The organism is Bradyrhizobium sp. SUTN9-2, from assembly GCF_003122645.1.
Taxonomy (GTDB): domain Bacteria; phylum Pseudomonadota; class Alphaproteobacteria; order Rhizobiales; family Xanthobacteraceae; genus Bradyrhizobium; species Bradyrhizobium yuanmingense.
Genome location: NZ_LAXE01000001.1, coordinates 3,723,689 through 3,745,458 on the forward strand (window position 1 = coordinate 3,723,689; position 21,770 = coordinate 3,745,458).

Below are 21,770 nucleotides of genomic sequence, written 5' to 3' on the forward strand. Positions count from 1 at the left end.
CTCACCACGAGTGGGGACGGTATTGAGACCTGTACCCCCTCACCCGATCGCTACGCGATCGACCTCTCCCCGCAAGCGGGGAGAGGTGGAAGAAAAACAAACAGGGAGACGCCACCATGGGACTACTCGACGGCAAGGTCGCGCTGATCACCGGCGCGGGCGGTGGGCTCGGTGAGGCCTACGCAAAGCTGTTCGCGCGGGAAGGGGCCTCGGTCGTGGTCAACGATCTCGGCGGTCCCCGCGACGGCTCCGGCGCCGACAAGTCCATGGCGCAGCAGGTCGTGGACGCGATCAGGGCCCAGGGCGGCAAGGCGGTCGCGAACGGTGCCGACATCTCCACCATGGAAGGCGGCCAGTCGGTGTTCGACGACGCCATCAAGCATTTCGGCCGCGCCGACATCCTGGTCAACAATGCCGGCATTTTGCGCGACCAGACCTTTCACAAGGCCAGGGAGGCCGACTGGGACAAGGTCATCAAGGTCCATCTGAAGGGCACGTTTTGTTGCACCTTGCCGGTGTTTCGCTGGATGCGGGAAAACGGCGGCGGCGTCATCGTCAACACCTCCTCGACGTCAGGGCTGATCGGCAATTTCGGCCAGACCAATTACGGCGCGGCCAAAGGCGGCATCTGGGGCCTGTCCAACGTGCTCGCGATCGAGGGCCGCAAGTACAACATCCGGATCTGGACGCTGGCCCCGGGCGCCCTGACCCGCATGACCGCAGACCTGCCCCGCTATAAGGAGAACCCCGGCGCCGCGCTCGGGCCGGACGGCATCGCGCCGGCCGTGCTATACATGGTCAGCGATTTGTCGGGCGACCAGACCGGCAAGGTGCTGGGCGTGTCCGGGCCCCGCGGCGTGCGCGAGATGCGGATGATGGAAATGGAAGGCTGGAAGCCGCCGCACTCGGGCTGGAAGGCCCAGGACATCGTCGATCACGCCAAGGAGATCTTCTTCTCCGAGGAGCAGATCAAGATGGGGGCGCGGCGGTTTTAGAAGGCCGTCATCCCGGGGCACGCGAAGCGTGAGCCCGGGATCCATACTCCGGATCGTGGTTATGGATTCCGGGCTCGCGACTGCGTCGCGCCCCGGAATGACAGATTAGAGAAAGACGAGGACCGATGAAACTCACCGCCGACGCCAAGGGCACCTTCGCAATCGCGCCGACGCCGTTCCACGACGACGGCCGGATCGACGAGCGCTCGATCGACCGCCTGACCGATTTCTACGAGGAGGTCGGCTGCGACGGCGTCACGGTGCTGGGCATCCTCGGCGAGGCCCCCAAACTCGATGCCGTCGAGGCCGAGCAGGTCGCGGTGCGCTACGTCAAGCGCGCCAAGAAGATGCAGGTGATCGTCGGCGTCTCCGCGCCGGGCTTTGCCACCATGCGTTCGCTGGCCAAGGCTTCGATGGATGCGGGCGCGGCCGGCGTCATGATCGCGCCGCCGCCCTCGCTTCGCACCGACGACCAGATCATCGGCTATTTCAAGCAGGCGGCGGAAGCCATCGGCCCTGATGTGCCCTGGGTGCTGCAGGACTATCCGCTGACCTTGCAGGTGGTGTTCACCCCCGCCGTGATCCGCAAGATCGTCATGGACAATCCGAACTGCGTGATGCTCAAGCACGAGGACTGGCCGGGCCTGGAGAAGATCTCGACACTACGCGGCTTCCAGAAGGACGGCTCGCTCCGTCCGCTCTCGATCCTCTGCGGCAATGGCGGCACCTTCCTGGACTTCGAGATGGAGCGCGGCGCCGACGGCGCCATGACCGGCTATGCCTTCCCGGAGCTCCTGATCGACGTCGTGAACCTCTCCAAGGCCGGCAGGCGCGACGCGGCACATGACATCTTCGACGCGCATCTGCCGCTGATCCGCTACGAGCAACAGCCCGGCGTCGGCCTCACCGTGCGCAAATACGTGCTGCAGAAGCGTGGTATCATCGCTTCCAGCGCGCAGCGCAAGCCCGGTGCGACGATGACGGCGACGGCGAAGGCCGAGGTCGACTATCTCTTGTCGCGGGTCGCCCGTTTCGACAAGCGCGCCAATCTCGGCCCGCAATCCAGCGCCGCAGGCTAGTTGCATGGCCGAGACATCAGCATCACGCCCGGCCTCGACGATCCTCCTGCTGCGCGACGGCGCTAAGGAAATCGAAGTCTTCATGATGGTCCGCCATCATCAGATCGAGTTCAACTCGGGCGCGCTGGTGTTTCCCGGTGGCAGCGTCGATGCCGGCGACAACGAGATCGTCGCCCGCGCCGACCTCTATTCGGGCGGCGAAAGCCTCAGCGAAGCGGACCGCGGCTTCCGGATCGCCGCGATCCGCGAGACCTTCGAGGAGAGCGGCATCCTGCTGGCGCGATCGAGGCAGACTGGCCTGGCGGTCGATGCCAACCGCGCCGGCGAGATCGCTGACGCGCACCGCGTTGCCCTCAACGAGCACAAGATCAGCTTCCTGAAGATCCTCGACGACAATGGCCTCCAGCTCGCGCTCGACACGCTGGTGCCTTACGCACACTGGATCACGCCGGAGGGCATGCCGAAGCGCTTCGATACCTGGTTCTTCCTCGCGGCCGCGCCGCCCGACCAGCTCGGCGCCCACGACGGGCGGGAGTCCACCGATTCGATCTGGCTGTCAGCGCGCGAGGCGGTGGAGGGCGGCGAAAGCGGCCGCTTCAAGCTGCCGTTCCCGACCACGCGCAATCTGATCCGGCTCGCCAAGCAGGGAAGCGTGAGCGCGGCGCTGGAGCACGCCCGCGGCCTCTCGATCGTTACGGTGATGCCGGTGATGACCAAAACCGAAACCGGCCGTCAGCTCCGCATCCCCCGCGAGGCCGGCTATGACGGCGAGGTGTTCGAGGTCGGCCGCGTCGGCTAGCACACTTCGACAGGCGGCGAGGTATCGATGAATCCCGGCGCGCGGGGCAGCCAGCGTCAAACTGTCGTAAAGCTGAAGCGGGCGGCAAGTCCTGATATTAACGATATTCCGCGTCCCGAGGCATGTTCCCCCCGGGCAGGAATACGTCGTATATTGGACCTCCAGCAGTCCGGTCCTCAAACCACCAATGTCCGCCGAATTGAAGCCGTCCCCTGAGAAAAGGCGAACTTTCTCGCTCTCCATCGGCCAGCTCACCTTCGGTAGCTTCCTGTTGGTGCTGGCGGTGATCATTGTCACCTCGACTGCGAGCGTGATTGCGATCCGGCACATCGATTCGACCTTCGCCGAGCTGCAGCGGCTGCAGAGCGTCGGTGACCTCGCCGAGGACATCGATCGCCGCATGAACGAACTGCGTCTTGCCGCGCGCGACTTCGTCACAGATCCCGGTGCCGGCATCCAGTTCCAGCAGGTCGGTGAGGCGGCCTCGACGCTCAGCGACATCCTGAAGAAGACCCGCATCGAGCTCGCGCCCGAGCAGCAGGACATGCTCGACGGGGTCACCGAGCGGCTCGCAACCTATCGCTCCGGCCTCGAGCGGATCTCCACGCTGATCGACCGCCGCGCCCAGCTGCTCGCCGGACTGCCGCCGCTGCGCGAACAATTCGACGCAGCGGTTGAAGGCACCGCGGACCGCGAGCTGGCGTCCCGCCTGTCCGAGGCACAGGGCCGGATCGCGATCGGGCTGCTCGCGCGCAACCCGTCCGCAGCCGAGCAGGCTGCACAGGGAATGCGGGGGCTCGATATTGCCGATGCCAAGCTGAAGTCGGCGGTGAACGACTATGCCGAGGCGATCATGGCCGTCGCCGTCCGCGAGCGGCAGATCGCCGACATCGATCGCGAGGTGCTGGGAACGGAAGGACGGCTGATCGGCCGCGTCACCGAATTGCTGCGCGAGGTCAGCTCCCGACGCGGTCACGTGCTGTCGCGCGACTTCGCCCGGACACTGACCGAGGCGCGATGGCAGAGCATCGTGCTCGGCACGGTCGGCGTGCTGATCGGCATTGGCGCTGCTTGGTTCGTGGTGCGCAGGACGGTGCGTCCGCTCGCCCAGATCGCGCGATCCATTCGCGCGCTTGCCGCCGGCCGGAAAGATGTCTCAATTCCGTCCGCCGACCTCGGCAACGAGATCGGCGACATTGCGCGGGCGGCCGAAGTGTTTCGCCGCGCGCTGGAGGAGGCCGACACCGCGCGCGAGGCGGCGGTGCGCGCGCTCACCGAGCAGCGGCTCGCCGAGGAGAGCTATCGAAAACTGTTCGAAGGCTCCATCGACGGCATCTACGTGACGACGCCGGCCGGTGACCTCCTCAACGCCAATCCCGCGCTGGCGCGCATGATGGGCTACGACAGCCCGCAGCAGCTGATCGACAGCATCAGCGATATCGCCCACACGATCTACGTCCACCCCGAGGCGCGCGCCGAATACCAGCGGTTGATGGCGCGCGACGGCATGGTGCGCGAGTTCGAGTATCAGGTGCGCCAGCGCAGCGGCGACATCCTCTGGCTCTCCGACAGCGCCACGGGCGTGCGGGACGAAGCGGGCAACATCATCCGCTACGAGGGCACGCTGCGCGACATCACCGACCAGAAGCGGGCGGAGGAAGCCATCGCCGAAGGCCGGCGCCTGCTCCAGCAGGTCATCGACACCGTGCCGGCGGTGATCAACGTCAAGGATCGCAATCTGCGCTACGTGCTGATGAACCGCTACATGGCCGGCATCTTCGGCATCGAGCCCGGCGAGGCGCTCGGCCGCACCACGGCCGACCTGATGTCGCGCTACGGCGCATCCAAGTCGGACGAGAGCGACAAGCGGGTGCTCAAGCTTCGAAAAGGTCTCGGTTTCTACGAGGAGGAGTATCAGGACGCCTCCGGCAATATGCGGCAATGGCTGGTCAACAAGTTGCCGCTGCTCGACGCCGAGGGCGAGATCGAGCGGATCGTGACCGTTGCGCTCGATATCGGCGAGCGCAAGCGGGGCGAGCAGGAGATGCGCAAGGCCAAGGAAGCCGCCGAAACCGCGCTGCGCAATCTCCGCGAGACCCAGGCCTCCCTGATCGAGGCCGAGAAGCTGGCCGCGCTCGGGCGCCTCGTCGCCGGCGTCGCCCACGAGGTCAACAATCCCGTCGGCATCAGTCTCACCGTCGCCTCCGCGCTGGAGCGCAAGACCGCCATGTTCACCGCCGAAGTCGAGCGCGGCGAGCTGCGCCGCTCCACGCTCAACGATTTCCTCAGTACCAGCCGCGATGCGTCCTCGCAGCTCGTCTCCAACCTCAACCGCGCTGCCGAGCTGATCCAGTCGTTCAAGCAGGTCGCCGCCGACCGCAACTATTCGGATCAGCGTACTTTCGATCTCGGCGACCTCACCGAGCAGGTGGTGATGAGCCTGCGGCCGGGCCTGCGTAAGCACAATCTGACGCTCAACGTCGAGTGTCAGCCGGACCTGACCATGAACAGCTATCCCGGCCCGTACGGCCAGGTGCTGACCAATCTGTTTCTGAACTCGGTGGCGCACGCCTTCCCGGACGGCCGGCCCGGGACGATCGAGATCCAGGTGCGCGAGTCCGGCAAGGACAACGTCGAGATCATCTTCTCCGACAATGGCTGCGGGATGTCGCTCGACGTCCGTCGCCGCGCCTTCGATCCGTTTTTCACCACGCGGCGCGACCAAGGCGGCACCGGCCTCGGGCTGCACATCGTCTACAGCATCGTCACCAACCGGCTCGGTGGCCGGCTCGATCTCGATTCCGAACCGGGTGGCGGTACGCGCATCCAGATGATCCTGCCGCGTGTGGCGCCGCTCGAACAGGCCGCGGAATAGCTAATCGACGTCTGCAAGCTTGTGCAGCGTCGCGCCGAAGATCTGGCTGGCCTTGCCGACCAGCGCGGTGCCGGTCATCTGTCCGCGCGTGTCCGTGAACGTGCCGGTGACGCCGATGCCGACCGGGGCAGGGCCGCCGAACAGCGGATTGTCATCGCCTCGAGGCGAGGTGTGCCGTTGCACCAACACCTCGCCCTTGAAGCTGTTGTTGTCCTTCACCGTGTAGCTGCCGGTGTAATACAGGTAGGCATCGCCGCCGAGAATCTTGCCGTCGCGGAAGAGAATCACGCCGCTGCCCTTGCCGACTCGACCATCGAGCAGGGTGACGTGAATTGAGTAGAGGCCGTTTTTCATAACGTCCCGTAGGCCGGCCGCCATCGCCCAATGGCGCAACCGGTCCCGCTTTTATGCCAAAGCCCATCCCTGCGCGCAACGAGGCAGTTTGCCGGGCCGGTCTCGGCGGCCTGCGAGCCGTAGTTGTTCCGGCTTGTCCATGACACCGTCATGACGCTCTGATGGTGAGGCGAGGCCCGACGTTGCGAATCAGAGTTGGCCCGCGAAATGCATAACCATTGTTGCACTGGCCGCGGGGTGCTGGAGCAAGACGAACGTGACCAACTGGATCGATTCCGGCGGCAATGAGCCGCGTCTGTACAGTGCGCGTCCCACGAATTGCAAAAGCGAACAACGGCGGATTGGCGATGCGATACGCCGGGCAAACCTGACGAGGCTGGCGCCCGCGTTGGCTTTGATCGCGCTCGCAGCCCCCTCGGGGCACGCGCGCGACCGCGGGCAGTTCGCCAACACCAATCCCGAATTGAAGGCTTGGTTCGACAGTCTGCGCAGCGGCAAGGGGCCTTGCTGTTCCGATGCCGACGGTTCGGCGCTCTCGGACTCCGACTGGGACAGCAAGGACGGGCATTATCGCGTCCGCGTCCCGCGCTATGGCTATGCGCTCGATGGCCAGCAGCAGGAGCTCGTCTGGGTCGACGTGCCCGCGGAGGCCGTGATCTCGGAGCCGAACCGGGTGGGACGCACCATGGTCTGGCCGATCTACGGCTACATGGGTGTTACCATCCGCTGCTTTATGCCCGGTAGCATGACTTAGCCTTCTGGCGTGACGTTGTCGCCGGCTCGGATGCCTGGACGGCGGGGCGCTCCGTCGCGTCAGGTATATTTCTTGTCGCGCTCGAGCAGCTCGATCGAGATGCCTTCAGGCCCGCGGATGAAGCAGATGCGTACGCCGGGACGAATGGTCGTCGGCTCGCGCGTGAACGTGACACCCTTGGCCTTGATCTCGGCGGCGACCGCGTCGATGTCCTTCACCGTCAAGCCGAAATGGTCGAGGCCCTGATGCGGGTGCGGAGGTGGCGGGCTGACGGCGCTGTCGCCCTCGAGTGGCGCGATGAAGATCCTGGCTCCGCCGAGGTTCACGTCGATTCGTCCCGGCGCGCGCACGATCTCGCCACCAAGGATGTCCTGCAGCCAGGCCGCGGTGGCCTCCGGATCGGGGCTGCGCAGATGGACGTGATCCCAAGCGACGGCGAACGGCATTTCATACTCTCCCAACGGGTCTTTTCGATGCTATGGCGCATGCTAGCAGTATCGCCGGTGGCCACCACCGCCGTTGCCGACTCGCATGACGTTGGAGGAACCTTAGTTCGTCGCCCGAATTAAGGTAAGCTGTGACTAAATCCATCTTCGATGGTGCTGCGGTCGCGATCGGTGTGCAACCATGAATGCGAGGCTCGACCGACTCGGATTGGGGCGCTTGGCCGGCACCGGCGAACGACTGGCGCGGGCGGTGACGATTGCGAGCGTCTCATTTGGCCGAAGCCTTCTATGGCTGCTGGCGGCAATCATCGTCGGTTGCGGCATTTGGATGCTGCTACCTCTCTCCAAGGGCAACAGTGCTGAGCCGGTGAGGCCTGAGCTGGCGGCTGTTGAAGCGCCTCCCTCCGGCGATGCGTCCAAAGTAGCCTCGCCAGTGTCCGAAGCTCAGGTGCCGGCGACAGCAGAACTTGGTCGTCTCAGGATTTCATCACAGACCTGGCGTCGCGGCGGCCTCGGCTCCAAAGCCCTGGTGACGTTCACGCTGCGAAACGACAACGACTATGCCGTAAAGGATGTCGAGATCGTCTGCGCCTTCACGCGGCGCGATGGAAGTCATCTGACCGACCGCAGCCGCGTGCTGGCGGATCCGGTCAGCATGAAGAGCCGCAAGACCTTTGTGCGTATCCCGATCGGCTTCGTTAACGTGAATGCCGATCAGGCAAAATGTTCCCCGGTTGCAGCACGCCGTGCTTGAAGGCGACTTGTCCCGGTAGCTGAAAAGTTACCTTCTGCAGTCCTTGGCCGAAAACTATGCATCACCATTTGAACCGAACGGCTGGGCCAGGAACCAATTGGAAGATCGCCTGTTGAGGCGAGCAGAGCCCACGCGGGGATGCGGGGGGCGGAGCGCGGCCAATGCCCATCTTTAGGTATTTCATCTTTGTCGGTGGAGCTTTGCTCACACTGCTGTTCGCGGCGGATTTCGTTTTCCCGGCGGCGCCCGTAGCGCAGGCCGTCGCGACCGCAAGCAACGACCAGCCGCTGATCCGAATCCGGTCCGACCGCCATCTGCCTGAGCGCGTCGTCCTCGACACCAGCCAGCCGACGATTGTCGCACCCGCGGTTCAGACTGCCGCAGTTGCGGCTCCCCAGCCACCGGTACAGGAGAGCCTGTCGCCGGCTTTGGCCGAGATGTCTGCCAAGACGCGGGTGCGCGAGACCTTCGCCCAGTTCACGCCAGAGCCGAGGGCCGGGACCGCCGCAGCGAGGAAGTCCGACGCGGGCCAGCCCCAGACGTTCCAGGCCCAAGCGTCTCCTGTCCAGGCTCAGCCCAAGCGTAAGATCGTCAGGACGCAACCGGCGCATCAGCCGGGCCGCCCCATGATGCTGGTCGCTCAGCAGCCGCATTTCGGCCTCTTCAACACGACCTGGTAACAGCGCCTTCGGCTGCCTCGATCGAGGTGGGAAGGGCTTTTTATTGGCCGGCCTCTCTGCTAATTCGAACCAATCCGACCGCCGTCGGGTGTACTGGCTCCTCGCCAGTGCCGGCCGGCGGATCTCGGTGGCCCGCTACTCGGGCCAGGGCGCTCGTAGCTCAGCTGGATAGAGCATCGGATTTCGATTCCGAGGGTCGGAGGTTCGAATCCTTCCGAGCGCGCCAGTCCTCTTTGTTCCATATATGTTCTAAAGCGGCGAGGATGCCGGGTCACCGCCGCGAGGGCCTGCGGCGTCCATCAGCCTGCCGGGACACCGCTTTGCCGGCCGCGTGCCAGCGTGTCGGAGGGCGCCTCGTGGAAGATCGCGCGGTAGGCTGCGGCAAATTCGCCGAGATGATGGAAGCCTTGGGCACGTGCGCAGGTGGCCACGGTGACGCCACCCTTGAGGAGGCGGGCGCGGGTCGCCCACAGCCTCTTCAGGCGAATGTACTGGTGCAGGCTCATGCCCCGCACCTTGCTGACGGCGCCGCCGAGCGTACGGATCGAGACGTCGAACTCGCGGGCGAGATCGGCTGTATAGATCGGCGCGGTCGGATAGGTAGCGACGTAGTCGTCGATGCGCTGCACGAGCTTGATCGCCCGCTCGCTGTGGACCGAGGTGCTCCGATCCGACGTCGAATCGATTCGAAACAAATCGTCGAGCGCGAGCAGCAGGCCTTCCTGCAGATGGGCCGCAACCTCGGTCGTCTCGAACAGGTCTGGCTGCACTGACGCGGTGCGCAGGATGTCGAGCAGGAGCTGTCGGGTGTGGAGCAGGGCGGGCCGGTTCGCGACATGGGCGCGCAAATGGTCGGCGCGGTCGAACCAGCCCCGGTCTCTCAGCTCGGGGGAGAAGATGATCATGGCGTGATGATTGGTCCGGGGCTCGACGAAATGGCACTCATCGTTGCCGTGGAGGGCAGCGAAGAAGCGGGCGTCGAGATCCACACCTTTGAAGTTGACCTGAAGATCGTCGCTCATCGACAGGATCACCATCCCGCCCGGCATGCGATAGGCGGTGTCTAGGATCCGCGCGAACGATCTCATCACGATGATGCGGCACGCCGGCAGGGAGACGATGGCTCGGGCCGCCGCGAAGTTCGGGATGTCGAGCGGAATGCTCCTCGCATCCTCCATCGTCTCAATCGGCCGAAACGCATCGACATCGGAGAAGCCGATTAGTTGAAGGGCAGAGGAGGGAGCGAGGTCGTCGAACAACATGATTCTGGCCGGCCGCTGAAATGAGACAATCAAAGGAACATCGCTGCATCATCAATGGCGAAGCATCGAGTTTCAGTAAACCGAATTTCAGGGCCGTAGTATTGCGGACATCATGCCATGAGGTACGTTGGCTCATCGCCGTTCCTCAACGCTCTGCACCTTCATGTTGACAGCACCGAAACACGATCGGTTAAATCGTCATAAGTGACCTTTTCGGCTGATCTCATCTTTGATCTAGATCAAACATGAACGGCTTGGGGCCAGTGATCCACTGCGCAAGACATGATCTCGCAAAAGCGAAGGGGCCCGAAGGCCCCTTCAAACGTCACCAGCGGCGATAGCCGTAGTACCCATAATGGCGCGGCCCGTAATAGCGCGGCGGCCCATAGTACCGCGGGCCGTAATAATATGGCCGCGGCCTGTAGTAGTAGCCATAATAGTTCGGCCGCCACCAGCACCGTCCCCAGGCGTCGCAGACCATGCGGACCTGCTCGACGCCGGAGACCTGCGGTGTCGCAGGTGCAGGCGCGATGGGCATGGCGGATGCCGTCGACGATGCAACGAGGGCGCCGAACAGGAACGCGGCCAATCGGCCAGTCGTGAGGTTCATGATGTCTTCCTTCGCTTACGCGATGCAGGATATCGAGGTTGTTCTGATCAAATTGTGGCCGAACCGAAATGTAATACAGATGAACAGGCGAGCTGACCCTTACGTCACGGCTCGGCAGCGGGCCGTAGGCCGGGCAGGCCGTGTCGTGACTTGAGCTTGATCCTGCGCAATTCGCAAGTTTGCCTTGGCTCTTACTGTCGCCGTCATGGCAGCGGCGTGGTGCCTGCTGCCGGGCAAGGTGAGCTGAATGCGAGTCATTCCAGATCTGTCGATCTCGCCGGAGAAGGTGTTCTTCGTCATCTCGAAATCGCGCCGGTCCGACAGCGAAGCGGGAGGGGGTGGCGTCATCCTGGACTTCGGCGACGACGACATGAGCTACGGCCGCGGTGGGCGCGGCGAAAGCACCGACCGTGCCGAGCTCGCGGGCTTCATCCGCGCTCTCAATGTTGACGAGCAGATCGATCTCGTGGCGCTGACCTGGCTTGGCCGCGGCGACGGTGATCTCTCCGATTGGCGTCAACTGCGCGCCCAGGCCGCCCAGGCGCACAACCAGCGTACCGCCTCATACCTGATCGGTACGCCAATGCTCGCCGACTATCTGGAGGAGGCGATGACGCAATTCGGCAAGTCCTTCGAGGAATTCGAAGAACAGCTCTGATGCCGGATGCGGCGTCTGCAAGTGAAGGAGAAGTTGCGATGGACAAGATGAGAATGGACAAGGGTGACTGGCTGGTCGTGTGCGACGGGCGCAAGGCGCTCATTCTGGAAAACCTCGGCGACGAGATGTTTCCGAACCTCCACACCAGGGAGGTGCACGAGCAGCCCAATCCCGCGACCGCCGCTCAGGGGGCCGACGCGCCGGGCCGGTTACATGGCGCAGCCGGCAGCGCACGCAGCTCGGTCGAGCAGACCGATTGGCACGACGAGGCCGAGCGCGCCTTTCTGCGGAGCCTGGCCGGCCGGCTCGATGCCGCCGTCAGCTCCGGTGAGACGACGGCCCTGACCATGGTGGCCTCGCCACGTGCGCTCGGCATGATCCGCGCCGACTATTCGGACGGGCTGCGCAAGGCGCTTCAGGGGGAGGTCGGCAAGGACCTCGTCAAGCTGCCGATCTACGAGATCGAGAAGCAATTGCTGCGGTCGGGCGCCGCCAAATAGATGAGTCGCAGCGGCCGCGGCGCCTCAGTAGCAGGGGTGCCGCCGGCCGTCCTGACCAATATAAGCGGCCGCGCTGCGGTAGCAGTGGTTGGTCGCCGGGCCGTCATAGTAGGCGAAGGTGCCGGGGCTGATACCCGGGCCGTAATTGTGCAGGTAGCTGATCGGGTAGGGCAGCGGGTTGGCGTAGGAGCGGTGGTACCGGTGGCGGCCGTTCGCCTCCGCGAGGGCGGGGGCCAGGACCGCAGCCGTCAGGGCCGCAACCGCGGCGACACGCGTCAACTTGCTCATCTCGATTCTCCGGAACCCGCTCGAATGGGTCAGCTTGTTATAGCAATTTCGAGCGGCCAAGCATCGCTCCGGAGGCCAGAAATCAAGGCCAATCCCGCAGATTCCGGGTGGGTGTGACAGAATTGCCGGACATGCGGCCAAAGCTGCCCATTTTTGGCCTTTTCGGGATGCTTAACGAATTCCCCACACAAGTATGACCAAAGACTATTCGGTTCAGATTCTTCCGCCGGCCCGGGGGGCATTTGCCGGCCCCTCGAGTCCGGTACATTCCTGAAGGCCTTCGCCGTCATCTCGCCATGCGCATCACGCTTCCGAGTCTGCTGTTGCTCTGCCTCGCCGCCGCCACGCCCGCGCGCGCCGAGCTGCACATCACGCGCGACCACGGCGGCTATGTCGAGGAGTACAAGGCCAAGTACAAGCGGGTGCGCGAAAAGGGCGAGCGGGTCATCATCGACGGCATCTGCAATTCGGCCTGCACGCTCGTGCTCGGCATCGTGCCGATGAACAAGATCTGCGTGACGCCGCGCGCGAGCCTCGGCTTCCACCAGGCCTATTACGACAAGGCGTTCACCTTCGGCATCAAGGTCACCAGCGCTGAGGGTACCTCCGATCTCATGTCCTACTACCCCGACACGGTGAAGGACTGGATTCGCCGCAATGGCGGGCTCACCACGGACATGAAGAAGATCAAGAACGGGGTCGAGCTCTGGAAGATCGTCAATCCCTGCCCGGACGAATGGTGAGCGGCTGAGACGGACCGCGATCCTCCGTCGCAGCGCAGCATATCGTCACCACGAAATTCGCATTGCCGCATGGCCGAGGGTCGGGCAATGAGGGCGGCAATGAATCATAATCAAGAAGCCCTGGCCGCCCGCGCCGCGCCGATCCTGTTCGTGCTGCTCTGGAGCACCGGATTCATCGGCACCAAATACGTCGTCAACAATGCCGATCCCTTGACCTATCTCGCCATCCGCATGGCGATCGTGGTCGGGCTGATGGCAATCATCGCAGGAATCGCCCGGCCGAAATGGCCTGATAGCGCCGGCATCGCGCACAGCGCGGTCGCTGGCATCCTCGTCCACGGCTTCTATCTCGGCGGCACCGCGATCGCGATCGCGCATTCGATTCCGGCCGGCCTTTCCGCGCTGATTCCGGGCCTGCAGCCGATCCTGACCTCGACCATCGCCAACCGTTGGCTCGGTGAGAAGGTGACGCCGCTACAATGGGCCGGGCTCGTGCTCGGCCTCGGTGGGGTGGTGCTGATCCTGCACAACCGCCCGATGACCGGCGAAGCCGGGCTCGGCTGGCTCGCCTCGGTGGTCTCGCTGGTCAGCATCACGCTCGGCACGCTCTATCAGCGCCGCTATTGCAATCACATCGACTGGCGCGCCGGCAATCTCGTGCAGTACGTGGCGGTCACCATCTTCTTCGCGGTCGGCGCCTTCCTGTTCGAGGATCGCGTGGTGCACTGGACGCGGGAGTTTGTGCTTGCGCTCGCCTGGCTCGCGGTCGCGCTCTCGATCGGATCGATCGGGCTGTTGTACTGGCTGATCCGCCACGCCGCGGCGACCTCGGTCGCGAGCCTGTTCTATTTGGTTCCGGCCGTCACGGCCCTGATGGCCTATCTGCTGTTCGGAGAAAAGTTGGATGCGATTGCCATTGCTGGCATGGCGCTCTGCGCCGCGGCGGTCTTCGTCGTCAATCGGCGGTCCTGACGGCGTGCACAGCCGCAATCCTGAGAGCAAGCGTCATCCTGGCCGGCGCGCAGCCAAGCGGCGAGGATAGGCGCGCGCCGTCTCCGGGCGCGCCCGCACCCGGAGACGTCTTCCGGTGCGATCAGCGCTTGGCCTTCTTGGCCTTCTTTGACTTGCCGGCTTTCTTGGTCGCCTTTTTCGCAGACTTTTTCGCGGCCTTCTTGGACGACTTCTTTGCGGCCTTCTTCTTCGTCTTCTTCGCAGCCTTCTTGGCTTTCTTCTTGGCCGGCTTCTTCGGCGCTACCTTCTTCGCGACCTTCTTGGCGGCTTTCTTCACCTGCTTGACTGCGGTGACTGCCGCGTCCTTGGTCGTTTCCACGGCGCTGGTGATCGTCTCCATCGCCTGTTCGGTGATCGGCTTCTCGTCGTCCATATCGTCCCCCACGGTTTGCATGGAGCGATGACGATAGCGGGTTTCGAAATTGTGTCAAAGCGACGCTCAACCTTTGCGGATCTTTGCGTAGGCGGCGAGCGCGCGTTCGCGTGCCCTGGCATGATCGACGATCGGTTGCGGATAGGTCTTGCCGATCGTGATGCCCGCGCTCGCAAGCTCGATCGGCGTTGCCTGCCAGGGCCGGTGGATCAGCTTGGCGGGCAGGGCCTTCAGCTCCGGAACCCAGCGTCGAACATAAGCTCCATCAGGATCGAACTTCTCGCCCTGGAGCTGCGGATTGAACACGCGGAAATAGGGCGCAGCGTCCGCGCCGCAGCCGGCGACCCATTGCCAGTTGGCAGGATTGCTGCCGGCGTCCGCGTCGACCAGCGTGTCCCAGAACCAGGCCTCCCCCTCGCGCCAGTCGATCAGGAGGTGCTTGACCAGGAAGGAGGCCACCACCATCCGCACCCGGTTGTGCATCACGCCGGTGTGCCAGAGCTCGCGCAGGCCGGCATCGACGATGGGGTATCCGGTGCGCCCGCGCTGCCAGGCGGTGAGCGCTTCTTTGTCGGGCTGCCAAGGGAAGCCATCGAAGTTCGTCTGCAGGTTTTCGGCGGCAAGGTTGGGGTGATCGTGGAGGAGGTGGCGGCAGAATTCGCGCCAGCCGAGCTCGCTCAACAATTTTTCGACGCCTTGCCCGCGTGCCGGATCTTCCGCCGCGGCAAACCGGGCGGCGTGCCAGAACTGACGCGGGCTGATCTCGCCGAAGCGCAGATGCGGCGACAGCCGTGAGGTCCCGTCTCGGTCCGGACGGTCGCGGTCGCCCACATACATTCGAACAGTGTGCTTGAGGAAGTCGCGCAGGCGCAGATGGGCAGAGGCGGCACCGGGGCTCCATGCCTCGCGCAGGCCGCCCGCCCAATCGGGCGTGGTCGGCTCGAGCTTCCAGCTCTCCAGTCCATCGCTCGCGATGCTCGGTGCAGGGCGCAGCTGCTTCGGCGCGGGCAGGGGCTTTGGCGGGTCGCCGAGGGCCAGTACGCGGCGCCAGAACGGGGTGAACACGCGCAGGCCCCGGCCGTCCTTGGTGCGGATCGCCGCGGGCGGGACCAGCAAGTCGCCCGGAAAGCTTTGCGCGTGCATGCCGAGCTTCGCAAGGGCCGCTTGGAGCTGTCGCTCAACCGCCTGATGAGGCGCCTGCGCGATCTCGTTCCAGTAGACGGCGCGGGCACCGCTCTGTCGCACCACCTCAGGGATCACCTTGGCCGCCGATCCTCTGCGCAGGACAAGCGAGCCGCCGCGCGCGGCGATCTCGGCTCCGAGCGCCGGCAGCGACTGCGCCAGCCACCAGCGTGCCGCGCCGCCCGGCGCTCGCCCCGCCGCCTCGTCCAGTACGTAGAGGCAAAGCACCGGCGCTCCGGACGTGGCGGCGGCGTGGAGGGCGGGGTGGTCGGACAGGCGGAGATCGTCGCGAAACCAAACGATGACGGGCGGGGTCAGGGCAAGGCCTCGTTTACCAATTGGAAACCATGCCGCGCGGGGCGGTGGGAACCGTCGTTAATGCGGCTGTAAGTCAATTGCACCAATATGCAGGAATTACGGGGGTCATTCCATCCATGTCCAATCTTCTAACGGCGAAGTTCCTGCCGCGGTTCAAGCTCGGCACCAAAGCGGTCCTGTGCGCGGTGCTGCTGATCGCAATGAACACGGCGCTCGTGGTCGGCGCCGGCTATTGGTCACTGACATCCGCCTTCACTGACCGCGCCCTGCGCGACATCGAGGTCAATCTGCGCACGCTGGGGCTGGCCTTTGCGGAGACCGTTCCCGAAGCCAAGATCACGATCCGAGACGGCGCGGTGGTCCGCGCCGAGATCCCCAAAATGCCCGACTTCAGGGATCACGCCATCGTCGACCGGGCGGTGTCCTATGTCGGCGGCAACGCGACCCTGTTCGTGTTCGACGCGGCGAGCGGACAGTTCATCCGCCGCTCGACCAACGTGAAAAAGGAAAACGGCGACCGCGCCGTCGGGACCCAGCTGGCCGCCGATCATCCGGGGCAGGCCCCGCTGCGCCGTGGCGAGGCCTATAAGGGGCCGGCCACGCTGTTCGGCAAGACGTTCATGACCGCCTATTTCCCGATCGCCGATGGCACCGGCAAGGTCGCCGGCATTCTCTATGTCGGCATCCCCATGGTGCAGTTCGAGGGCATGCTGTCCCAGGCGATGGAGAGCATGGCGGCCGCTGCCGGGCTTGCCGCGCTTCTGGTGCTGGTCCTGACCCTGCTGGTCGTCCGGCGCATCACCCGGCCGCTGACCTCGGTGACGCATTCGCTCACCGCGCTTGCCAACGGTCAGAGCGACGTCGCGATCGAATGCGAGGACCGTGCCGACGAGATCGGCGAAATCGCCCGCACGGTCGCGGTGTTCAAGAGCAACTCGCAGGAGCGGGCGCGCCTGCGCACTGAGCAGGCAGCGGCAACCGCTGCCGCAGCCGAGCAGCGCAAGGCCGAGCTGCGCAACTTCGTCGAGGGGTTCCGCGGCAGCGTCGGCGGCATTCTCGACAAAGTGCTGGCATCGTCCGGCGAGTTCGAGCGCGCCGCGCGACAACTCACCGACGCCGCGCGCTCCACGGCAGATCTGTCGGCGCAGTCGGCGGGAGCTTCCGAAAGCGCCTCCGAGCATGTGCGTTCGGCGGCGTCCGCTTCCGACGAGCTGTCTCAATCCATCTCCGAGATCACCCGCCGGGTGCAGGAATCGAACGAGATCTCCGCCGAGGCGGTGCGGCAGGCCGAAGCGACGGACCAGCGCATCGCGCAGCTCTCGGAGGCCGGCTCGCGCATCGGCGACGTCGTCAAGCTGATCACCTCGATCGCCGAGCAGACCAATCTGCTGGCGCTGAATGCGACCATCGAGGCTGCACGCGCGGGCGATGCCGGCCGCGGCTTCGCGGTGGTGGCTCAGGAGGTCAAGACGCTCGCCGGCCAGACCGCGAAGGCGACCGACGAGATCTCGAACCAGATCGAGAGCATGCAGCTTGCGACCGAGGAATCGGTCGCAGCCATCAAGGCGATCAGCCAGACCATCGAGCGCATCAGCGGCATCGCAGGCTCGATCTCGGCGGCGGTCGAGCAACAGAAAAGCGCGACGCACAACATCGTGGCCAGCGTGCGCGCCGCGGTGTCAGGCACGGCCGATGTCGCGGTCAATGTCCGTCACGCCGCCAAGGGCGCCAGCGAGACGGGCGAAACGTCGAGCCGGATGTTTGCTTCCGCCCAGGCGCTGTCGGGCGAGAGCCTGCATCTGAAGGCCGAGGTCGAGAGCTTCCTCGACCGCGTGCACGCGGCGTGATTCTGGGTCATCATCCCGGGATGGTCCGAAGGACCAGCCCCGGGATCTCGAGATCTCGGGTTCGATGCTGACGCATCGCCCCGGGATGACTTTTTGGGGCCGCTATCCGCGACCGCCAAAAGTCATCTGGGCTGCGGGACGATGCGGATGTAGGGCTTCGGCTCCTTCCAGCCCTGCGGATAGATCGTCTTGGCCTCGTCGTTGGAGACCGAGCCCGCGATGATGACGTCGTCGCCCTGCGACCAGTCGGCCGGGGTGGCGACGCGATGCTTGGCGGTGAGCTGGAGCGAGTCGATGACGCGCAGGATCTCCTGGAAGTTCCGGCCCGTCGTCATCGGATAGACCAGCACCAGCTTGATCTTCTTGTCCGGGCCGATGATGAAGACGTTGCGGACGGTTTGGTTGTCGGCCGGCGTGCGGGTGAGGGGATCGCCAGAGGTCGAGGCTGGCAGCATGCCGTAGAGCTTGGAGACGTTGAAATCGGTGTCGCCGATCATCGGGTAGTTCGGCGCGGCGCCTTGGGTCTCCATGATGTCTTCCGACCATTTGGCATGACGGTCGACCGGATCGACCGAGAGGCCCATCAGCTTGACCCCGCGCTTGTCGAATTCCGGCTTCAGCTTGGCGAGGGCGCCGAGTTCGGTGGTGCAAACCGGCGTGAAATCCTTCGGGTGTGAGAACAAGAGGGCCCAGCTGTTGCCGATCCAGTCGTGGAATTTGATCTTCCCTTCGGTGGTTTCGGCTTCGAAGTCAGGGGCGGTGGCGCCGATCGGAAGTGTCATGATCTTACCTCATCTCATTGAATCTAATCGAGAATTCGTCTCCGGCCGTCACATCCATTATAGGGGCTTCGCCGGCCTAAGTGAACGCCAACTGAACCGGCTCAAGTAAAATGTGAATTCCTTCTTTGAAGAGCCGATTTTCTAGCAACTTATTGTTACAGCGGCAGCTGCGGCGAAACAGCTCCACCCGGGGTCACACGGTCTCGCTCGCCCCGATAATGCCTTTTATGACTTTCATCACGCTCGCCCGGCGCGTTCTAGAACCAGATTGGTCCTGATAGCGACCAATTGGCAACCATCTAGAAAAGTCGCGATCCCCGTATCGAATCGTTAACCACCCCTTTACGCCGGCATGGAAATGCTGGTCGATCAGAAGAAGTCTGGAAGTGAACTATGTCCGCCGCTGCGCCTAAGCCCACCGAGCCGTCGTCCCTCGTGCCGTCCTGCCGCGATACTGCAGCTCATGCCCTTTCCGTCGTGCGGGACGGCGTGATCACGGGCGAAGGCCCGACCACCAAGGGACGGGTGCATTTCTCCCGCTCGCTCGACGCCGATGACACCGCCTGGTGCGTGCGCATCCTCACCGCCACCGCCGTCAACGACCAGCCGGTCAGCCGCGCCGAGGCCGAAGTTCTGTTCGAGATCAACGAGGCCGCGACGGAGCGCACCGATGGCGGCCGGTTCGACGACCTGCTTGCCAAGGCGGTCGCCCATTATGCCGCGAGCGCCTCGGGCCTGAAGGTGCCGCCGCGCAGCGTCGCGCTGTCGGCCGACACCGAGATCGAGAGCTGGGCGCCGTCCTATGCCTCCAAGGTCAACAGCGAGATGCTGGAGTGGATCGCCGGCCAGATGCGTGGCAAGCGCCAGAACAACCGTCGCCTGATGGCGATGGTGGCGACCTTCCTCGGCGCCACCGCACTGCCTCTGGCGGGCCAATTGCCGAACGTGTTCGACATCGGGATGTAAGGCAAATGGGCCGCGGTCGCGGCTCACAGCTCGTGTCACGCTTGCGTCCGGGGCACGAGACTACCGTATTGTGACACCGCTGTCTCAACAGCGTCATTGCGAGCGCAGCGAAGCAATCCAGAATCTTTCCGCGGATACATTTCTGGATTGCTTCGCTGCGCTCGCAATGACGGAGTGTGTGGTGGGCAGCGCCGTTCTTCAATTCGCATTTCGCTCGCGGACACGCTTCCGCATCCTCGCGGCTCATTTCGCCCGAGCTTTGCTTCTCGCTCACCCTCAATTGAAAGAGGGCGCAGGGAAGACCGGGTGCCGGCCGGGCACCCACGGTCCACTGTGCGAAAGGTGGCAACGAAGAATTTGCACAGCGGCATACAGGTGAAGCCAAACATCCGGCCTTCCCTGCGCAGTGGCTTTACGGCTTATGTCGTGCTCTCCCCGGGGAGCGATGCACTATTGCCCCCGTCGCCCCGCGGATGGCTGATGCGCTTGCCCGGTCGGGCAACCACATCACCGCAAGACTTGGCGCACAGACCCCGGGCGCCAGGACCACACGATTTTGCCGTACGCCGATGACACCGGTCGTATGCGCGAGGTCTTTGCTCACGGCTCTCCGCCCTGCAAACCCTTTCGCGCCAACGCCATCAGCGTCCACCGCCCCCCGGCCCGCGTTCGTGACGATCGCGATACGCCCCTCTTCCTTGGGCTGGGTTGCGCGACACATACGTTATTTCCGAATTTCGGTAAAGTGGATTATTTCGGCCGCGTGCGTTGACCTAGCGCTCGCGTGTTTTGCCCGTCGGGCCACGCAAGGGTTGGTGGTCGCAACATTCAATCCAGCATGGTCTGCGCCCGCGGATTTGGTGCGAGGGCTTGCGCCGGCTTCGTCGCGGCCGGACAGAGTTCGGTCTCTAGATCGGCGACACGAATACGGGAGCGGTGTGCTCGACTGGCTGCGCAAGCTGCAGGGCCATTGACGCACGAAGCCATTGAAAGGAGAAGGGAATTCCGGGCGTTCTGCCGCACCCCGGTTCCGGTAATTCGCGTGCCTTAACCAATAATTAATTATACGTTTGCGGGTGGGCGACAGCCCGGCCTAGCCTCCTTTCGGGGAGCCGCTATCGCGAAGCCAAACGAGTGTGGTGCGTATCATGATTGCCAGATCATATGGGGCGTTGTTCGCCTCGCTCAGCGCAGCTGCGCTGCTGTTCAGCTCCAGTGACAGTCTTGCCGGACCCGCCGGCGCCACTGCGTCAAGCGTCGCAACTGCCGCCGCGCCGCCGGCTGCGGCACGTCCGGCGATCGGGCCGGGCGCCAGGTTCCACCGCCGCAGCGCTCCCTGGGTCTATTGGCCGGGCGGCGGCAGCTACTTCTACGACGGCGCCGGCTACAGCCAGCCCTTCGCCGATGTGAACCAATCGCTCTCCGCCGATGTGCGCTACACCTACACCTATGATGTGCCCTGGGACTGGACGCATCGCTATCCGCCGAACGTCGTGCCGTCCAATCGGCCCTACGTGCCGAGCTGCCCGACGGAGCAGGTGACGGTGCCCGGCCGTGGCGGCAGCGAGCACACCGTCAACATCATGCGCTGCTATTGAGCTAGCCGAGTTCGAAGCTGGTGACGCCGAAGACGCGGTCGATGCGCAGCGGCGCGATCGGCCCCGTATACATCCGCGCCGTCTCGAACACCGGCTCGAGGCCGAGCTCCTCGGCGAGCGCGATCGCGACGGGATTGACGGCGGGGACGTCGAGGAAGACCTCGCCGGCGCCCGCGCTTCCGAGCAGCGCCTGCACGACTTGATCCGCGGCGTCGCGGTCGTCGGCGACGAGCGGGCCGATCTTGTAGCCCGTCCGGCAGGGCCGGATCACACCCCATGCAGCGAGCCTGCCCTCGCGCAGCAACGCGCGGCCGACATGACCTCGCGTGTTGATCCAGACGCGCAGGAAGGCGCTGCGCGCGGCGGGGAATACACGGGCGTCATCGGCGTCCACCAGCGCAAACGGGACCTTGTCGAGCGCCACGACATCGGCAGACGGCTTGACGGATTCCGCAACGGTGCCGCCATAGCGGATATTGGCGTAAGCGAGCTGGAAACCCGACTTCTTGTAATTCTCCTGCTGCGCCACGACGCCGTCGAGGCCGATCACGCGCGCGCCTGCATGCGCGATCGCGGCATTCCAGATGCGCAGGCCATGGCCCGCGCCGCGAAAGCGCTCGCGCACGATGTAGAAGCCAAGGAAGGCGAAGCGGTCGTCGTAATTGACGCAGGAGACGGTCGCGACCGGCTCGCCGTCGATCTCGCCGACGAAGAAGCCTCGGGCATCGGGGATCGCGAAGCAGGCGGCATCCGCCAGCCCCGGATTCCAGCCCTCTGCAGCGGCCCAGTCGACGGCGAGGGCGATTTCGTCGGGGCGCAAATTGCGGATCTGCAGATCACTCATTTCAAGCGCCTCATGATGGATGTCTTCGGCCATGGACCTGCCGACGCGTCTG

Annotated in this window: 23 protein-coding genes and 1 tRNA gene; 15 read left to right on the forward strand and 9 right to left on the reverse strand. The window is 64.6% G+C overall.

The annotated features are described in order from the left end of the window. The first annotated feature begins 116 nt into the window (after positions 1 to 116). The 4 genes from XF30_RS17280 to XF30_RS17295 all read left to right on the forward strand — a co-directional run bounded on the left by XF30_RS17280 (position 117) and on the right by XF30_RS17295 (position 5,748). On the forward strand, positions 117 to 995 hold the full coding sequence (locus XF30_RS17280) for an SDR family oxidoreductase (protein WP_109143379.1): 879 nt from the start codon (positions 117 to 119) through the stop codon (positions 993 to 995). A 125-nt stretch (positions 996 to 1,120) separates the two neighbouring features. Further along, a complete protein-coding gene (locus XF30_RS17285; protein WP_109143380.1) occupies positions 1,121 to 2,074 on the forward strand; it encodes a dihydrodipicolinate synthase family protein in 954 nt (317 codons plus the stop codon). Positions 2,075 to 2,078: 4 nt separating this feature from the next. Next, the gene (locus XF30_RS17290; protein WP_109143381.1) at positions 2,079 to 2,873 is read left to right on the forward strand and encodes an NUDIX hydrolase; all 795 of its coding nucleotides are present in this window, start codon (positions 2,079 to 2,081) and stop codon (positions 2,871 to 2,873) included. 187 nt (positions 2,874 to 3,060) lie between these two features. Continuing rightward, positions 3,061 to 5,748, forward strand: a complete 2,688-nt coding sequence (locus tag XF30_RS17295) for a PAS domain S-box protein (RefSeq protein WP_036011152.1) — start codon at positions 3,061 to 3,063, stop codon at positions 5,746 to 5,748. On the opposite strand, the gene XF30_RS17300 is transcribed toward XF30_RS17295, so the two are convergent. Then, positions 5,749 to 6,102, reverse strand: a complete 354-nt coding sequence (locus XF30_RS17300; RefSeq protein WP_036011154.1) for a GrlR family regulatory protein — start codon at positions 6,100 to 6,102, stop codon at positions 5,749 to 5,751. 256 nt (positions 6,103 to 6,358) lie between these two features. On the opposite strand from XF30_RS17300, the gene XF30_RS17305 reads away from it, so the two are divergent. After that, a complete protein-coding gene (locus XF30_RS17305; protein WP_109143382.1) occupies positions 6,359 to 6,856 on the forward strand; it encodes a hypothetical protein in 498 nt (165 codons plus the stop codon). A 59-nt stretch (positions 6,857 to 6,915) separates the two neighbouring features. On the opposite strand, the gene XF30_RS17310 is transcribed toward XF30_RS17305, so the two are convergent. Then, positions 6,916 to 7,302, reverse strand: coding sequence for a VOC family protein (locus tag XF30_RS17310; protein WP_036011159.1), 387 nt, complete (start codon positions 7,300 to 7,302; stop codon positions 6,916 to 6,918). A gap of 181 nt (positions 7,303 to 7,483) precedes the next feature. Between XF30_RS17310 and XF30_RS17315 the strand changes: the two genes are divergently transcribed. The 3 genes from XF30_RS17315 to XF30_RS17325 all read left to right on the forward strand — a co-directional run bounded on the left by XF30_RS17315 (position 7,484) and on the right by XF30_RS17325 (position 8,962). Then, positions 7,484 to 8,056 carry a hypothetical protein gene (locus XF30_RS17315; RefSeq protein WP_036011161.1) on the forward strand — a complete coding sequence of 191 codons (573 nt, stop codon included), beginning with the start codon at positions 7,484 to 7,486 and terminating at the stop codon, positions 8,054 to 8,056. A gap of 161 nt (positions 8,057 to 8,217) precedes the next feature. Then, entirely contained in the window at positions 8,218 to 8,736 is a 519-nt protein-coding gene (locus XF30_RS17320) for a hypothetical protein (RefSeq protein WP_036011164.1), read from the forward strand. A gap of 149 nt (positions 8,737 to 8,885) precedes the next feature. Beyond that, positions 8,886 to 8,962 (forward strand) — tRNA-Arg (locus XF30_RS17325). A 73-nt stretch (positions 8,963 to 9,035) separates the two neighbouring features. Here the strand turns inward: XF30_RS17325 and XF30_RS17330 are convergent. Both XF30_RS17330 and XF30_RS17335 read right to left on the reverse strand, forming a co-directional pair. Next, the gene (locus XF30_RS17330; protein ID WP_036031627.1) at positions 9,036 to 9,998 is read right to left on the reverse strand and encodes an AraC family transcriptional regulator; all 963 of its coding nucleotides are present in this window, start codon (positions 9,996 to 9,998) and stop codon (positions 9,036 to 9,038) included. A 325-nt stretch (positions 9,999 to 10,323) separates the two neighbouring features. Then, on the reverse strand, positions 10,324 to 10,608 hold the full coding sequence (locus tag XF30_RS17335) for a hypothetical protein (RefSeq protein ID WP_036031624.1): 285 nt from the start codon (positions 10,606 to 10,608) through the stop codon (positions 10,324 to 10,326). 247 nt (positions 10,609 to 10,855) lie between these two features. Here XF30_RS17335 and XF30_RS17340 point away from each other — a divergent pair, with 247 nt between their 5' ends. Next, entirely contained in the window at positions 10,856 to 11,266 is a 411-nt protein-coding gene (locus tag XF30_RS17340; protein ID WP_036031620.1) for a DUF3775 domain-containing protein, read from the forward strand. Positions 11,267 to 11,304: 38 nt separating this feature from the next. Continuing rightward, positions 11,305 to 11,766 carry a host attachment protein gene (locus XF30_RS17345; protein WP_036031617.1) on the forward strand — a complete coding sequence of 154 codons (462 nt, stop codon included), beginning with the start codon at positions 11,305 to 11,307 and terminating at the stop codon, positions 11,764 to 11,766. Between the two features lie 24 nt (positions 11,767 to 11,790). Here the strand turns inward: XF30_RS17345 and XF30_RS17350 are convergent, their stop codons facing one another. Further along, complete coding sequence (locus tag XF30_RS17350; protein WP_036031614.1) at positions 11,791 to 12,054, reverse strand: hypothetical protein; 264 nt, start codon at positions 12,052 to 12,054, stop codon at positions 11,791 to 11,793. Between the two features lie 296 nt (positions 12,055 to 12,350). Between XF30_RS17350 and XF30_RS17355 the strand changes: the two genes are divergently transcribed. Both XF30_RS17355 and XF30_RS17360 read left to right on the forward strand, forming a co-directional pair. Then, complete coding sequence (locus XF30_RS17355; protein WP_036011182.1) at positions 12,351 to 12,797, forward strand: hypothetical protein; 447 nt, start codon at positions 12,351 to 12,353, stop codon at positions 12,795 to 12,797. A gap of 99 nt (positions 12,798 to 12,896) precedes the next feature. Next, on the forward strand, positions 12,897 to 13,769 hold the full coding sequence (locus XF30_RS17360; protein WP_109143383.1) for a DMT family transporter: 873 nt from the start codon (positions 12,897 to 12,899) through the stop codon (positions 13,767 to 13,769). Between the two features lie 121 nt (positions 13,770 to 13,890). Here XF30_RS17360 and XF30_RS17365 read toward each other — a convergent pair whose 3' ends face one another. Both XF30_RS17365 and XF30_RS17370 read right to left on the reverse strand, forming a co-directional pair. Then, positions 13,891 to 14,181 carry a histone gene (locus XF30_RS17365; RefSeq protein ID WP_192893177.1) on the reverse strand — a complete coding sequence of 97 codons (291 nt, stop codon included), beginning with the start codon at positions 14,179 to 14,181 and terminating at the stop codon, positions 13,891 to 13,893. Positions 14,182 to 14,247: 66 nt separating this feature from the next. Further along, complete coding sequence (locus tag XF30_RS17370; protein ID WP_244609100.1) at positions 14,248 to 15,639, reverse strand: cryptochrome/photolyase family protein; 1,392 nt, start codon at positions 15,637 to 15,639, stop codon at positions 14,248 to 14,250. 158 nt (positions 15,640 to 15,797) lie between these two features. Here XF30_RS17370 and XF30_RS17375 point away from each other — a divergent pair, with 158 nt between their 5' ends. Next, positions 15,798 to 17,528 (forward strand): methyl-accepting chemotaxis protein, encoded by a 1,731-nt coding sequence (locus XF30_RS17375; RefSeq protein ID WP_036031599.1) that lies wholly within the window; start codon positions 15,798 to 15,800, stop codon positions 17,526 to 17,528. Positions 17,529 to 17,650: 122 nt separating this feature from the next. Here the strand turns inward: XF30_RS17375 and XF30_RS17380 are convergent, their stop codons facing one another. After that, on the reverse strand, positions 17,651 to 18,310 hold the full coding sequence (locus XF30_RS17380; protein ID WP_036011192.1) for a peroxiredoxin: 660 nt from the start codon (positions 18,308 to 18,310) through the stop codon (positions 17,651 to 17,653). A 393-nt stretch (positions 18,311 to 18,703) separates the two neighbouring features. On the opposite strand from XF30_RS17380, the gene XF30_RS17385 reads away from it, so the two are divergent. Both XF30_RS17385 and XF30_RS17395 read left to right on the forward strand, forming a co-directional pair. Continuing rightward, positions 18,704 to 19,276, forward strand: a complete 573-nt coding sequence (locus XF30_RS17385) for a hypothetical protein (protein ID WP_036011195.1) — start codon at positions 18,704 to 18,706, stop codon at positions 19,274 to 19,276. A gap of 1,148 nt (positions 19,277 to 20,424) precedes the next feature. Beyond that, a complete protein-coding gene (locus XF30_RS17395; RefSeq protein WP_192893178.1) occupies positions 20,425 to 20,874 on the forward strand; it encodes a hypothetical protein in 450 nt (149 codons plus the stop codon). A 1-nt stretch (position 20,875) separates the two neighbouring features. On the opposite strand, the gene XF30_RS17400 is transcribed toward XF30_RS17395, so the two are convergent. Beyond that, on the reverse strand, positions 20,876 to 21,718 hold the full coding sequence (locus XF30_RS17400; protein WP_109145748.1) for a GNAT family N-acetyltransferase: 843 nt from the start codon (positions 21,716 to 21,718) through the stop codon (positions 20,876 to 20,878). Positions 21,719 to 21,770: the final 52 nt, after the last annotated feature.

Coding starts and splice junctions, on each gene's coding strand:
- XF30_RS17280 (WP_109143379.1), top strand. CDS start 117: ATGGGACTACTCGACGGCAAGGTCGCGCTGATCACCGGCGCGGGCGGT.
- XF30_RS17285 (WP_109143380.1), top strand. CDS start 1,121: ATGAAACTCACCGCCGACGCCAAGGGCACCTTCGCAATCGCGCCGACG.
- XF30_RS17290 (WP_109143381.1), top strand. CDS start 2,079: ATGGCCGAGACATCAGCATCACGCCCGGCCTCGACGATCCTCCTGCTG.
- XF30_RS17295 (WP_036011152.1), top strand. CDS start 3,061: ATGTCCGCCGAATTGAAGCCGTCCCCTGAGAAAAGGCGAACTTTCTCG.
- XF30_RS17300 (WP_036011154.1), bottom strand. CDS start 6,102: ATGAAAAACGGCCTCTACTCAATTCACGTCACCCTGCTCGATGGTCGA.
- XF30_RS17310 (WP_036011159.1), bottom strand. CDS start 7,302: ATGCCGTTCGCCGTCGCTTGGGATCACGTCCATCTGCGCAGCCCCGAT.
- XF30_RS17315 (WP_036011161.1), top strand. CDS start 7,484: ATGAATGCGAGGCTCGACCGACTCGGATTGGGGCGCTTGGCCGGCACC.
- XF30_RS17320 (WP_036011164.1), top strand. CDS start 8,218: ATGCCCATCTTTAGGTATTTCATCTTTGTCGGTGGAGCTTTGCTCACA.
- XF30_RS17330 (WP_036031627.1), bottom strand. CDS start 9,998: ATGTTGTTCGACGACCTCGCTCCCTCCTCTGCCCTTCAACTAATCGGC.
- XF30_RS17335 (WP_036031624.1), bottom strand. CDS start 10,608: ATGAACCTCACGACTGGCCGATTGGCCGCGTTCCTGTTCGGCGCCCTC.
- XF30_RS17340 (WP_036031620.1), top strand. CDS start 10,856: ATGCGAGTCATTCCAGATCTGTCGATCTCGCCGGAGAAGGTGTTCTTC.
- XF30_RS17345 (WP_036031617.1), top strand. CDS start 11,305: ATGGACAAGATGAGAATGGACAAGGGTGACTGGCTGGTCGTGTGCGAC.
- XF30_RS17350 (WP_036031614.1), bottom strand. CDS start 12,054: ATGAGCAAGTTGACGCGTGTCGCCGCGGTTGCGGCCCTGACGGCTGCG.
- XF30_RS17355 (WP_036011182.1), top strand. CDS start 12,351: ATGCGCATCACGCTTCCGAGTCTGCTGTTGCTCTGCCTCGCCGCCGCC.
- XF30_RS17360 (WP_109143383.1), top strand. CDS start 12,897: ATGAATCATAATCAAGAAGCCCTGGCCGCCCGCGCCGCGCCGATCCTG.
- XF30_RS17365 (WP_192893177.1), bottom strand. CDS start 14,181: ATGGACGACGAGAAGCCGATCACCGAACAGGCGATGGAGACGATCACC.
- XF30_RS17375 (WP_036031599.1), top strand. CDS start 15,798: ATGTCCAATCTTCTAACGGCGAAGTTCCTGCCGCGGTTCAAGCTCGGC.
- XF30_RS17380 (WP_036011192.1), bottom strand. CDS start 18,310: ATGACACTTCCGATCGGCGCCACCGCCCCTGACTTCGAAGCCGAAACC.
- XF30_RS17385 (WP_036011195.1), top strand. CDS start 18,704: ATGTCCGCCGCTGCGCCTAAGCCCACCGAGCCGTCGTCCCTCGTGCCG.
- XF30_RS17395 (WP_192893178.1), top strand. CDS start 20,425: ATGATTGCCAGATCATATGGGGCGTTGTTCGCCTCGCTCAGCGCAGCT.
- XF30_RS17400 (WP_109145748.1), bottom strand. CDS start 21,718: ATGAGTGATCTGCAGATCCGCAATTTGCGCCCCGACGAAATCGCCCTC.